Here is a 14,167-nt window from a genome sequence, read left to right as displayed (position 1 = left end):
TGTTCGATGCCGCCGCGTGCCGGGCCGCCGACGGCTGATCCTTGCGGGTCAGCCTGGCCCTGCCCCGCAAGGCAGCTCCGGGGCACGATCAACAAAGATCAGTCCGCGCGGTCAGGAACATCGCGCCGGTCCGCAGGTTTCCCGCCCCTTTGCAATCCGAGGGGGCCTGCCATTGACCGCGACGACGCCGCTCACCGACCGCCCGAAACGCCGCACCGCGCTGGCCCTGCCTGAACCCGCGACCGACCTGTCGCGTCTGGCTGCGTCCCGGCTGGCCATCGAGGACATCTCGCATATCATCGACGGGGGCCGGTTTCCGGCCAAGGCAGTTGCCGGGCAGCCCGAGATCGTCGAGGCCGACATCTTCTCGGACGGGCATGACGTCATCGCAGCAAGCCTTCTGACGCGCGCCGCCGGGCAGGATGCCTTTGACGAGACGCCGATGGTTTTCGTCGTGAATGACCGCTGGCAGGCCCGGATCGTTTTCTCTGAGCCGGGCGATCACGAGATGGCGCTGATCGCCTGGCGCGATCTTTACGCGACATGGCTGAAAGAGATCGCGGCCAAGCACGCCGCCGGTCAGGCCATCGCGCTGGAGCTTGAGGAAGGTCGCCGCCTGATCGAGGCCGCTGGCGGACCCGAGGGGCGGGCCGGTCGCGACGACAAGGCCCTGATCCGCGCCATCCTGCGCGACGACAAGGCCTTGGCCCGCAGCAAGGCGCCCGAGGCCGACCGGCTGGCCGTGCTGGCCTCGGATGAGGTCGCCGCGCTGATGCAGCGCGCCGGGCCGCGCACCCATCTGACCCGCTCGGACGCGTTGCGCGTTCATGTGGACCGCGAGGCCGCCGTCTTCAGCGCGTGGTACGAATTGATGCCCCGCTCGCAATCGGGCGACGCAGCCCGTCACGGCACCTTTGACGACGTGATCGCGCGGCTGCCCTATGTGCGCGACCTGGGCTTTGACGTCCTCTATTTCCCGCCCATCCACCCGATCGGTCGCACGAACCGCAAGGGGCCGAACAACAGCCTGACTGCCGGGCCGGACGATCCGGGCAGCCCCTATGCGATCGGGTCCGAGGATGGCGGCCATGACGCGATCCACCCGGAACTGGGCGATTTCGACGATTTCCACCGCCTGATCCGCGCCGCGCGCGACCACGGGCTGGAGGTCGCCCTGGATTTCGCCATCCAGTGCTCGCCTGACCATCCCTGGATCAAGGCGCATCCCGAATGGTTCGACTGGCGCCCCGATGGCAGCATCAAGTTCGCCGAGAACCCGCCCAAGAAATACGAGGACATCGTCAACGTCCATTTCTACCGCGATGCGCTGCCGGGCCTGTGGCACGCCCTGCGCGACGTCGTCCTGTTCTGGGTCGATCACGGCGTGCGGATCTTCCGCGTGGACAATCCGCACACCAAGCCCTTCCCCTTCTGGGAATGGCTGATCGCCGAGGTGCGCCGCCGCGATCCGGGCGTGATCTTCCTGGCCGAGGCCTTCACCCGGCCCAAGGTGATGAAACGGCTGGCGAAACTGGGCTTTTCGCAATCCTATTCCTATTTCACCTGGCGCAACGACAAGGCCGGGCTGACCGAATATCTGACCGAGCTGACGCAGACCGACAGCCGTCTGGTGATGCGCCCGAACTTCTTCGTCAACACGCCCGACATCAATCCTCGCTTTCTGCAATCCAGCGGCAGGCCGGGCTTCCGCACGCGTCTGGTGCTGGCCGCGACACTTGGCGGGAATTACGGCGTCTATAACGGGTTCGAGATCTGCGAGGCCGCCCCCGTTCCGGGCAAGGAAGAATATCTCGACAGCGAGAAATACCAGCTTCGGGCCTGGGACATGGACCAGCCCGGCCATATCCAGGACGACATCCGGCTGGTGAACCGCCTGCGCCGTGACCATCCCGCGCTGCGCCAATTCACCAACCTGACATTCTGCCCGGCCCATCACGATCAGGTTCTGGCCTATGCCAAGCGCGCGGGCGAAGATTTCGTGCTGGTCCATGTCAATCTGGACCCCCACAACCCCGCCGCCTTCCATTTCGAGATCCCGCTTGGGGAACTGGGCCTGCCCGACGATGCCTCGGTCGAGGTGCGTGACCTGATCCACGGCAACAGCTTCACCTGGCACGGCAAGACCCAGTGGCTGGAACTTGACCCACAGACCCGCCCCTATGCGATCTGGCAGATCATCGCGCCGGGGGTGGCCCGATGAACCGGCCGCTGACGGGGCGCGAGGGCGCCAGCTTCGCCATGAAGGGCGGCATCGACCGGTCGCAGGCCGACTGGTACAAGGACGCCGTCATCTATCAGCTGCACATCAAGGCGTTCATGGATTCGAACGGCGACGGCATCGGCGATTTCGCCGGGCTGATGCAGCGGCTGGATTACGTCCAGGAACTGGGTGTCACGGCGATCTGGCTGTTGCCCTTCTACCCCTCGCCGCTGAGGGATGACGGCTATGACATCGCCGATTACCGGTCGATCAATCCGTCCTACGGGACGATGCGCGACTTCAAGGCCTTCGTGGCCGAGGCGCACAAGCGCGGCATCCGCGTGATCACCGAACTGGTCATCAACCACACTTCGGACCAGCACCCGTGGTTCCAGAAGGCGCGGCACGCCAAGCCCGGATCCGCCGCGCGCGACTGGTATGTCTGGTCCGACACGGACGAGAAATGGCCCGAAACGCGGATCATCTTTCTGGACACCGAGAAATCGAACTGGACCTGGGACCCGGTTGCGGGTGCCTATTACTGGCACCGCTTCTATTCGCACCAGCCCGACCTGAACTTCGACAACCCGAAGGTGCTGGCCGAGGTGCTTAAGGTCATGCGCATGTGGCTGGAGATGGGCGTCGATGGGCTGCGACTGGACGCGATCCCCTATCTGGTCGAACGCGACGGGACCAACAACGAGAACCTGCCCGAGACGCATGACGTCTTGAAAGCCATCCGCGCCGATCTGGATGCGCATTTCCCCGACCGGATGCTTCTGGCCGAGGCGAACCAGTGGCCCGAGGATACCCGCCCCTATTTCGGCGAGGGCGACGAATGCCACATGGGGTTCCACTTTCCCCTGATGCCGCGCATGTACATGGCGCTGGCGCAGGCCGACCGGCATCCGATCACCGACATCATCCGCCAGACGCCCGAGATCCCCGAGAATTGCCAATGGGGCATCTTCCTGCGCAACCATGACGAGCTGACGCTGGAAATGGTGACCTCGGAAGAGCGCGATTACCTGTGGCAGACCTATGCCACCGACACGCGGGCGCGCATCAATCTGGGCATCCGCCGCAGGCTGGCGCCCCTGATGCAGAACGACCGCCGCAAGATCGAACTGCTCAATTCGCTGCTGCTGTCCATGCCCGGCACGCCGATCATCTATTACGGCGACGAGATCGGCATGGGCGACAATTACTATCTGGGCGACCGCGACGGCGTGCGCACGCCGATGCAATGGTCGGGCGACCGCAACGCGGGCTTTTCCACCGCCAAGCCGCAGCAACTCTACCTGCCCGCCATCATCGACGCCGTCTATGGCCATCAGGTCATCAACGTCGAGGCGCAGGCCGAAGACCCGTCCTCGCTGCTGAACTGGATGCGGCGGATGATCACCGTGCGCCGCCAGCACCCCGCCTTTGGCCGGGGCGAGATGACGCTGCTCTATCCCGGCAACCGGAAGATCCTGGCCTATCTGCGCCAGCACGAGGGGCGCGCCTATCTCTGCGTGGCGAACCTGTCCGATGCCGCGCAGGCGGTGGAGCTGGACTTGGCGCGCCATCGCGGGCGGGTGCCGGTGGAACTGACGGGGCGCTCGGCCTTTCCGCCGATCGGCGATCTGCCCTACATGCTGACCCTGCCAGCTTACGGCTTCTACTGGTTCGCCCTGTCCGGCCCCGAGGAAATGCCCTCTTGGCACGACCAGCTGCCCGAGATCCTGCCCGAATTCATCACCCTGACCGCCCGCGACGGCAGCGTCGCCACCGCCCTTGCCGGGCGCGAAGGGGCGCAGTTCCGCCACGAGGTCCTGCCGCAATGGCTGCCCCTGCAACGCTGGTTCGCCGCCAAGGATCAGGCCGCGCCCGACCGGGTGGGCCTGGATCACCTGGGCGATCTGGGTCAGGGCGACCATGCTCTGGTCTCGATCCGCACGGGCGATGACCCGAACGCGCCGCGCTATTTCCTGCCGCTTTCGGCGCGTTGGGGTGACGACCACCTGCGGCCCGGTGCGCCGAAACTGTCCTGGACGCTGGCCAAGATCCGCCACACCGCGCGCGTGGGCGCCCTGATCGACGGCGCCTTTGATGAAAGGCTGCCCGTCCTCATGCTGGACGCGATGAAGGCGGACGACCGGCAGGGCGCGCTGCACTACCACGGGACCGACGCCTTGCGCGCCATCACCGATCCCGGTGCGCTGCGCCAGCTTGGGGTCGAGCAGTCAAACCTGTCCGTCGCGTTTTCGGACCAGATCATCCTCAAGCTCTATCGTCGCCTGCGCGCCGGGCATCAGCCCGATGTCGAAGTCGCGCATTTCCTGACCGAGGTTGCGGGCTATGCCCACACGCCGCGCTACCTGGGCCATCTGGTCCATGCTCAGGATGACGAGACCGTGCTGGCCGCCGCCTTCGCCTTTGTCCCCAATCGCGGGGATGCATGGTCGGGGGTGATCGACGCGCTGTCGCTGGACCTGAGCGAGAATGAGACCTGGTCTCTGACCGCCGACGATCCCGCCCCTCCGCATGGCTTCGACTTTCCCCTGTCGATCGGCGCGCTTCTGGGGCAGCGGACGGCGGAACTGCACCTGGCGCTGGCCACCCCGACCGACGACCCGGCCTTTGCGGCCGAGCCGATGACGGCCCGCCACCTGTCGGACTGGGCCGCCGAGGCCGAGGCAGAGGCCGTCGCGCTGCTGGATCGGCTGGAAGGCGCGGACCTGCCCGAGGATGCCGCACCACTGGCGGCCAAACTGCTTGCGAACCGGGCGCGCCTGTTGGACAGCCTGCGGGGCATTGGCCGGATGCAGCCTTCGGCCAGCCTGACGCGGGTGCATGGCGATTTTCATCTGGGGCAGGTTCTTCTGGCCCAGAACGACGTCGCCATCATCGATTTCGAGGGCGAGCCCTCGCGCAGTCTGGAAGAGAGGCGGGCCAAGACCTCGCCCTTGCGCGACGTGGCGGGGATGCTTCGCTCGTTTGATTACGCCGCCCAGACCGCCGCCGCGCGGCACCGCACCGGCTTTGGCGGCTCGGCGGACCGGGCCCTCGAAAGGATCGAGGAATGGCGCGTAACCGCCAGCGCTGCCTTCCTGAATGCCTGGCGTGACCATATGCAGGGCGCCCCCAACATGCCGGACGCGCCGCTGGCCGACGCGCTGCTGGACCTCTTCCTGCTGCAGAAGGCGGTCTACGAGGCGGGCTATGAAATGGGCAACCGCCCTGGCTGGGTCGGCATCCCGCTGGCCGGCATCCTGGAACTGCTGAACCGAGAGGCCCCATGACCGACACCGTTGCGCCCGACCTGCCCGATGGCCTGACCCTGTCGGCCATCGAGGCCATCCTGCGCGGCAGGCATCACGACCCTTTCGCCATCCTCGGCCCGCATGACGGCCAACTGCGTGTCTTTGCGCCCCAGGCCGCTGAGGTGATCGCCCTGTCCGGCGACAGCGTCACCCGGCTGGACCGCATCCACCCCGAGGGGTTCTTCTGCGGCCCCGCCCCCCAAGGACCCTATCGGCTGGCCATGCGGGCGGGAAAGCATGAATGGCAGGTCGAGGACCCTTATAGGTTCGGCCCGGTTCTGGGCGAGATGGACGAATACCTGCTGGCCGAGGGCAGCCACCGGCGTCTTTACGACCGGCTGGGCGCGCATCCCGTGACCCATGAGGGCATCGAGGGCGTCAGCTTCGCGGTCTGGGCGCCGAATGCGCGGCGTGTCAGCGTAGTGGGCGATTTCAACGCCTGGGACGGGCGGCGCCACCCGATGCGGCGCAGGCTGGGACCGGGGGTCTGGGAATTGTTCATCCCCGGCCTGATGGCAGGCGATGTCTACAAATACGAGGTTCTGGGCGTCCATGGCGAATGCCTGCCGCTCAAGGCCGATCCGGTGGGCTTCGCGCATCAGGCGCCGCCGGAAACCGCCTCGGTCGTTCACGGCTTGCCCGCGCATGACTGGCATGATCAGGGCTGGATGGCGGCACGCGCGACGCGGCAGGACCGGCAGGCCCCGATCTCGATTTACGAGATGCATCTGGGATCATGGCGGCGGGGTGGCGCGGACGAGATCCTCGATTACGACGCGATCGCCGATCTGCTGGTGTCCTATCTGGACCGGATGGGCTTTACCCATGTCGAATTCCTGCCCGTCAGCGAACACCCCTTCACCGGGTCATGGGGCTATCAGCCTATCGGACTTTTCGCGCCCACCAGCCGCTTTGGGCCGCCCGAGGGGTTCGCGCGCCTCGTGGACCGGCTGCATCAGGCCGGGATCGGGGTGATCGTGGATTGGGTGCCCGCGCATTTCCCCTCGGACGCGCATGGGCTGGCGGCTTTCGACGGCACCGCGCTTTACGAACATGCCGATCCGCGACAGGGCTTTCATCAGGACTGGAACACGCTGATCTACAATTTCGGCCGCCGCGAGGTCGCGAATTTCCTAGAGGCCAGCGCGCTCTACTGGATCGACCGCTTTCATGTGGACGCGCTGCGGGTCGATGCGGTCGCCTCGATGCTGTATCTGGATTATTCGCGCCAGCCCGGCGAATGGGTCCCGAACCCGCAAGGCGGTCGCGAGAACCTCGAGGCCATCGCCTTTCTGCGCGGCGTGAATGAACGCGTCGCCGCCGACCATCCCGGCGCCATCACCATCGCCGAGGAATCCACGGCCTTTCCGCAGGTCAGCCGCCCCGTCGATCAGGGCGGGCTGGGCTTCGGTTTCAAGTGGAACATGGGCTGGATGAACGACACGCTGGCCTATTTCCGCCGCGACCCGATCCACCGGCGCCACCATCAGCACGACCTGACCTTCGGCCTCGTCTATGCCTTCTCGGAGGATTTCGTCCTGCCGCTCAGCCATGACGAGGTCGTGCATGGCAAGGGCTCGCTGATCGGGCAGATGGCGGGGGACCGCTGGCAGAAATTCGCGAATCTGAGGGCCTATTTCACCTTTATGTGGACCCATCCGGGCAAGAAGCTTCTGTTCATGGGCGGCGAGTTCGCACAGGAACGCGAATGGAACCACGATCAGTCGCTGGATTGGCACCTCCTGGACGACCCGCTGCATCTGGGCGTTCAGGAATTGGTGGCCGACCTGAACCGGATCTATCGCGATTTTCCGGCGCTGCACCGGCTGGATTGCGACCCTGCGGGCTTTGAATGGATCGATGCCAGCGACGCGGCCCAAAGCGTGCTGGTCTGGCAGCGCAATTCCGATGACGGCGCCCCGCCCGTCGTGGTCGTCTGCAACCTGACCCCCGTCGTGCGCGAGGATTACCGCATCGGCGTGCCTGCAAACGGGGCATGGCGGCTGATCCTGAACAGCGATGCGGAACGCTATGGCGGCTCGGGCGTTTCCGAAGCAGCGCATCCGGTGGCCGAGGCCGAACCCTGGCACGGGCGCGAGCATTCGCTGCGCCTGACCCTTCCACCTTTGGCCACGATCGTGATGACCCCTGCATGAGCAAGAACGACTTTATCGTCCATCCGGGCAGCCCGGCCTCTCTGGGCGCCACCTGGGATGGATCGGGCACGAATTTCGCCATCTTCTCGGCCAACGCGACCAAGGTCGAGCTGTGCCTGTTCGACGACCGCGGCAAGCGCGAGACCGCGCGCATCGCCCTGCCCGAATATACCGACGAGATTTGGCACGGCTACCTGCCGCAGGTCCGGCCCGGCCAGCTTTACGGCTATCGGGTCCACGGCCCCCATGACCCCGCGAACGGACACCGCTTCAACCCCAACAAGCTGCTGCTGGACCCCTACGCCTTGGAGCTTCGGGGCGACATCCGCTGGCACGACGCGCTGTTCGGCTACCGGATCGGGCATGGCCGCGAGGATCTGTCCTTTGACCGACGCGACAGCGCCTTTGTCATGCCAAAATGCGTCGTCGTCGATCCGGCCGTCACATGGGGGCCGGACCTGCGCCCGAACCGCCCCTGGGCCGAAACGGTGATCTATGAGGCCCATGTCAAGGGCATGACCGCCCGCCATCCCGGCATCCCCGAAAAACTGCGCGGCAGTTTCGGCGGGCTGGCCGATCCGCGCGTGATCGACCACCTGAACGACCTTGGCGTCACCGCGATCGAGCTGATGCCCGCGCAGGCCTTCTTCGACGACCGCTACCTGATCGAAAAGGGACTGACGAATTACTGGGGTTACAATACGGCGGGTTTCTTCGCGCCGGCGATGCGCTACATCTCGCCGGGTGCGAACCTGCACGAGTTCAAGCTGATGGTCCGCCGCCTGCACGAGGCCGGCATCGAGGTGATCCTGGACGTGGTCTACAACCACACGGCCGAGGGCAACCAGATGGGCCCGACCCTCAGCTTTCGCGGCATCGACAATGCCAGCTATTACATCCAAGGCGATGATCCGCGCTATTACTTCGACACGACGGGCTGCGGCAACACGCTGGACCTGACACATCCGCGCGTCCTTCAGATGGTGATGGACAGCCTGCGCTACTGGGTGCAGGACTGCCATGTGGACGGATTCCGATTTGATCTGGCCTCGTCGCTCGGCCGCGACCGGGACCGGTTCAGCCCTTCGGCCACGTTTCTCGACACGGTGCGGCAGGACCCGGTCCTGTCGGGCGTCAAGCTGATCGCCGAGCCCTGGGATACCGGCGCGAACGGCTATCAGCTGGGGAATTTCCCGCCGGGTTGGGCGGAGTGGAACGACCAGTATCGCGACACGGTGCGGTCCTACTGGAAGGGCGATCAGGCGATCCTGCCGGACCTCGCATCCTGCCTGACCGGCTCGGCCGACCGGTTCGACAAGCGCGGCCGCCGCCCCTGGTCCAGCGTCAATTTCGTGACCGCGCATGACGGTTTCACGCTGGCCGATACGGTCAGCTACAACGACAAGCACAACGAGGCGAACAAGGAAGACAACCGCGACGGCCATTCCGACAATCGCAGCTGGAATTGCGGGGTCGAAGGCCCGACCGAGGACGAGGCGATCCTCGATCTGCGCGACGGGCTGCGCCGGGCGATGATGACCACGCTGATGCTGTCGCAGGGCACGCCCATGATCCTGATGGGAGACGAGGTCGGCCGCAGCCAGGGGGGCAACAACAACGCCTATTGCCAGGACAATCCCATGAACTGGCTGGACTGGGACACCCCCGCCCCGCGCGAGGCCGCCTTTCGCGATTACCTGCGCGGCCTGATCGCGCTGCGCCGGTCGCGCTCGCTTCTGTCGCTGCCGTCGTTTCTCAGCAGTGACCGGCTGCGGGTGCGGGTCGAATGGCTGCGCCCCGACGGCCAGCCGATGGAGGATGGCAACTGGCACGACCCCGACGCCCGCAGCGTCGGCATGTGGCTGCGAAACGATGGCGAAAGCCTGCTGGTCCTGCTCAACGCCCATTTCGAGGCCGTGCCGATGACCTTGCCGCCCCCCGATCACGCGCAGCATTGGACCTGCCTTCTGGACAGCGCCACCGGCGCACTGCATCTGCGCGACGCGCCCGTTCAGTCCGATGAAGGCCCCGCGCTTGCGCCGCGCAGCGTCATGGTGCTCGAGGATCGTCCATGACCCGCCCGACCGAATGGGGCCCGCTGGCGGTCGAGGGGGGCACGCGCTTTCGCCTCTGGGCACCGGGGCAGGCGCGGCTGTCGCTGCGCTGCGAGGGGCGCGATCATCCGATGCAGCGCGACGATCAAGGCTGGTTCGCGCTGACCGTGCCGGGCATCGGGGCCGGGACGGAATACGGCTTTGTTCTGCAGGATGGCCGCGTCGTGCCGGACCCTGCCGCGCGGGCGCAGGCGGGATCGGTCCACGGCCTTTCGCGCGTCACCGATCCGGGTGGCTTCGACTGGCATCCCTGGCAGGGCCGTCCCTGGCACGAGGCCGTGATCCTGGAACTGCATGTCGGCACCTTCACCCCCGAAGGCACGTTCCGCGCCGCCATCGACCGGCTGACCGATCTGGCCGCCACCGGCATCACCGCGATCGAGATCATGCCCGTCGCCCAATTCGCAGGCAATCGCGGCTGGGGCTATGACGGGGTGCTGCCCTATGCGCCCCACCCCGCCTATGGCCCGCCCGAGGATCTCAAGGCGCTGGTCGATGCCTGCCACCGGCACGGGCTGATGGCGCTTCTGGATGTGGTCTACAACCATTTCGGCCCCGAGGGGAATTACCTCGAAACCTACGCGCCCGACTTCTTCGACCCCGACAGGCTGACGCCATGGGGCAAGGCCATCGCCTATGATCGCCCGCCCGTCCGCCGGTTCTTCATCGAGAACGCGCTCTATTGGCTGGGCGAATTCCGCTTCGACGGGCTGCGGCTGGACGCGGTCGATCACCTGCGCGACGCTTCGGACCCCGAGATCCTTGTCGAACTCGCGCAAGAGGTCCGCGCCCATTTCCCCCGCGCCCATCTGACGACCGAGGACAACCGCAACATCACCGCCCTGCACGAACGCGGCCCCGACGGTGAGGTGCGGCTTCACACGGCCGAATGGAACGACGATTTCCACAATGTCGCCCATGTCATCGCCACCGGCGAGGCCGAAGGCTATTACGCCGCTTTCGCCACCGACCCCTGGCCCAAATTCGCCCGCGCATTGGCCGAGGGCTTTGTCTGGCAGGGCGAAGGCGGGCACGGCGCGCCCTCGGCCCATCTGCCGCCGACGGCATTCGTCGATTTTCTTCAGAATCACGACCAGATCGGCAACCGCGCCTTTGGCGAACGTCTGCTGACGCTGGCGCCAAGGCCGATGGTGCGTGCGCTGATGGCCATCCATCTTCTGTCGCCGCACATACCCCTGATGTTCATGGGCGAGGAATGGGGCGAAACGCGACCCTTCGCCTTTTTCACCGACTTCGACGGCGATCTGGCCGATATCGTCCGCGACGGGCGGCGCCGTGAATTCACGGGCTTCGCCGCCTTCGAGGCCGAGGCCACACGCGACGCGATCCCCGATCCGAACGCGCCTGCGACCTTCGCGGCCTCGCGCATCGACTGGGACCGCGCAGCCTCGACCGAGGGGCGCGACTGGCTGGCCTTTGTTCAGGGGCTGCTGGACCTGCGCCGCGAACGGATCATACCGCATCTGAAGGACGCACCGGGCCATTCCGGCCGCGTGCTACTGGCCCGCGACAGGCTGATTGCGGTCGATTGGCGGCTTGCCGGCGCACGCCTCGGCCTGCGCGCGAACCTGTCACCGGCACCTGCCGCGCTGCCGCAGGCAAGGGGCGAGTGCATCCACGGCGCGCCGGGCACCGTGCCGCCCCACGGCGTCGTCTGGTGGCACGAGGCCACGACATGATCCCCCTGCGCGCCACCTACCGGCTGCAATTCAACGCGGATTTCCGCTTTGCCGACGCGGCCGCGCTTGCGCCTTATCTGGCCTCGATGGGGGTCAGCCATGTCTATGCCTCGCCGATCTTCACCGCGCGGCCGGGCAGCACGCATGGCTATGACGTCACCGATTACAACCGCCTGAACCCCGAACTGGGCAGCCGCGCCGATTTCGACGCGATGGTCGCCACGCTGCGGGGGCACGATCTGGGCCTGATCCTCGATTTCGTGCCGAACCATATGGGAATCGGCGGGGACGCAAACGCCTTCTGGGACAGCGTGATGGAATGGGGCCCGGACAGCCCCTGGGCGCATTGGTTCGACATCGACTGGCACAGGCTGGACGGCAAGGTCCTGTTCCCCTTTCTGGGTGCCGCCTATGGCACGGTTCTGGCCGAAGGCGGGCTGCGCCTGCATCTGGAACAGGACGGCCGCCTTGCCGTGCGCGCCCATGACAGCCACCGCCTGCCGATCAACCCGCATGATTACGCGCAGGTTCTGGAACGCGCGGGCTCGCCTCTGGCGGCCGAATTCGCGGCGATGGCGGGGGCCGGGCCGCGTCATGCGGGCTGGCCGGACCTCTTTGCGCGCCTCGCGCAGGCCGGGGCCGACCTGTCGCCCTATGACGATCCGGCCCTGCTGGACGCTCTGATCGGGCGGCAGCATTGGCGCGCGGCCAGCTTCACGCTGGATGCGGACGCGATCAACTACCGGCGCTTCTTCACGATCAGCGACCTGGCCGGGGTCCGGGTCGAGGATCCCCGCGTCTTTGACGAGACCCATGCCCTGATCCTCTCGCTGCTGCGCGACGGCTCCGCCAGCGGCATCCGGATCGACCATATCGACGGGCTGCGCGATCCCGGCGGCTATTGCCGCAGGCTGCGTCAGGCGGTTGGCAGGCCCTTCTGGCTGTTCGTGGAAAAGATCCTCGGCCCGGGCGAGGACCTGCCGCCCGACTGGTCCACGGACGGCACGACCGGCTACGAATTCGCCAATCAGGTCGTGACCCTGCTGGCCGATCCTGCGGGCGAGGACGCGCTGGACCGCATCTATGCCGAGGAGACCGGCCAGAGCCAGTCCCCCGACGACATCGTGCACGAGGCCAAGCTGGCCGTCATGTCCGGCCCCATGCGCGCCGAGGCCGAGGCCCTGACTGACGCACTGGCCGCGCTGGCCGCAGGCACACCGCAATGGGCCGATCTGGGCCGGGGCGCGATCCGCGAGGCGCTGACCCAGGTGATCGCGGCGCTGGACGTCTATCGCACCTATGGCGATGCGGAGGGGATGCCCCGCGAAAGCCGCAAACGGATCGAGTCCGCGCTGGCCCGCGCGCGCCTGCGCGCCCCCGATCCCGACCCCGCGGTCTGGGACCTGCTGGGGGCGACGCTGACCCTTGACGGGCTGGATGCGATGCCCGACCGGCGCGGGGCGATGCTTGCCGCCCTGACCCGGTTCCAGCAGCTTTCCGGGCCTGTGATGGCCAAGGGTCTGGAGGATCGCGCGCTTTACCGCTTCAACCGGCTGATCGCGCTGAACGAGGTCGGCTCTCATCCCGGCGATACCGGCCTGTCGGTCGCGGCTTTCCACGCCGCGCAGGCGGCGCGTCTGGCCCGGCTGCCGCAGAACATGCTTTGCACCGCGTCCCATGACACCAAGCGGGGCGAGGATGCCCGGATGCGGATCCTCGCGATCAGCAGCAACACAAAGCGGTGGCAGGCAGCACTTGACGAATGGCGCGCCTTGCTGGGCGATGCGGCGGATGCGGTCGATCCGAACGAGCGGTATTTCCTCTATCAGCTGCTGCTGGGCCTTTGGCCCGAGAATGGCCGAATCGAGGGCGATCTGCCCGAAAGGGTCCACGCAGGAATGCTGAAATCCGTCCGCGAGGCCGCCGTGAACACTCGCTGGATCAACCCGGACGAGGGTTACGAGGGCGCTCTGGACCGCCTGATCACGCGGGCGCTCACGATGCCAGCCTTTCGGGCCTCGTTCGCCCGCTTCGTCTCGGCCCTCCGCGCGGATGCCGAAGCTGCCAGCCTGATCCAGACCGCGCTGAAGCTGACTGTGCCCGGTGTGCCGGACCTCTATCAGGGGGCCGAAGCGGGGGATCATTCGCTTGTCGATCCCGACAATCGCCGCCCCGCCGATTTCGATCTGCGGCGCAGGCTTCTGTCGGAATGGGATGGCGGCCCGATCTGGTCAGACGATGCAGGTCTTGCCGCCGAAAAGCTGCGTCTGACGGCGGCTCTGCTGCGCTTGCGGGCAAAACGGCCCGGCCTTTTCGCACGGGGCAGCTATCGTCCGCTTCTGGCCGTGGGCGAGCACGCACAATCGGTTCTGGCCTTCCTGCGCGACGACGGTGCGGATGCGCTGATGGTGGTCGCGGCGGTTCATCCGGTCGCGGATTGGTCAGGATTGGCCCTGCCCCATCCGGGCGGCCCCTTGCTGTGGTGCGACATTCTGAGCGGTCACCTTGTCGCGCCCGACGATCCGCAAGCCTTGTTCGCACAGCGCAGATTGGCTATCCTGAAACCTGTTTGACCCTGTTGCGCTGTTCTGGCCGGGTGCATTCATGCCCGGCGCGCAATTAAAGATTGTTCAATTGAACCGTTTCGTATATTATCGCACAGCAGCTA

6 protein-coding genes are annotated in these 14,167 nt (G+C 66.5%); all 6 read left to right on the top strand.

Translation table 11 applies throughout. The annotated features are described in order from the left end of the window. Positions 1 to 247: 247 nt before the first annotated feature. From ACTZWU_RS11245 to treY, 6 genes are read left to right on the top strand one after another with little or no spacing between them, the layout of a single operon-like run. Entirely contained in the window at positions 248 to 2,221 is a 1,974-nt protein-coding gene (locus ACTZWU_RS11245) for an alpha-1,4-glucan--maltose-1-phosphate maltosyltransferase (RefSeq protein WP_444737475.1), read from the top strand. Further along, complete coding sequence (gene treS / locus ACTZWU_RS11240) at positions 2,218 to 5,508, top strand: maltose alpha-D-glucosyltransferase (protein WP_444737452.1); 3,291 nt, start codon at positions 2,218 to 2,220, stop codon at positions 5,506 to 5,508. Before ACTZWU_RS11245 ends, treS begins: the two co-directional genes overlap by 4 nt. Continuing rightward, on the top strand, positions 5,505 to 7,685 hold the full coding sequence (gene glgB, locus ACTZWU_RS11235) for a 1,4-alpha-glucan branching protein GlgB (protein WP_444737451.1): 2,181 nt from the start codon (positions 5,505 to 5,507) through the stop codon (positions 7,683 to 7,685). The genes treS and glgB overlap by 4 nt, the downstream gene beginning before the upstream one ends. Continuing rightward, on the top strand, positions 7,682 to 9,760 hold the full coding sequence (gene glgX, locus ACTZWU_RS11230) for a glycogen debranching protein GlgX (RefSeq protein ID WP_444737450.1): 2,079 nt from the start codon (positions 7,682 to 7,684) through the stop codon (positions 9,758 to 9,760). Before glgB ends, glgX begins: the two co-directional genes overlap by 4 nt. Further along, positions 9,757 to 11,499: a malto-oligosyltrehalose trehalohydrolase gene (gene treZ / locus ACTZWU_RS11225; RefSeq protein ID WP_444737449.1), complete on the top strand. Its 1,743-nt coding sequence runs from the start codon at positions 9,757 to 9,759 to the stop codon at positions 11,497 to 11,499. Before glgX ends, treZ begins: the two co-directional genes overlap by 4 nt. Beyond that, a complete protein-coding gene (gene treY, locus ACTZWU_RS11220) occupies positions 11,496 to 14,072 on the top strand; it encodes a malto-oligosyltrehalose synthase (protein WP_444737448.1) in 2,577 nt (858 codons plus the stop codon). Before treZ ends, treY begins: the two co-directional genes overlap by 4 nt. Positions 14,073 to 14,167: the final 95 nt, after the last annotated feature.

Source organism: Paracoccus sp. NSM (assembly GCF_052379855.1).
In the GTDB taxonomy this organism is placed as follows: domain Bacteria; phylum Pseudomonadota; class Alphaproteobacteria; order Rhodobacterales; family Rhodobacteraceae; genus Paracoccus.
Note: the sequence above shows the minus strand (reverse complement) of the source record. Positions and strands in the feature narration are given on the sequence as shown.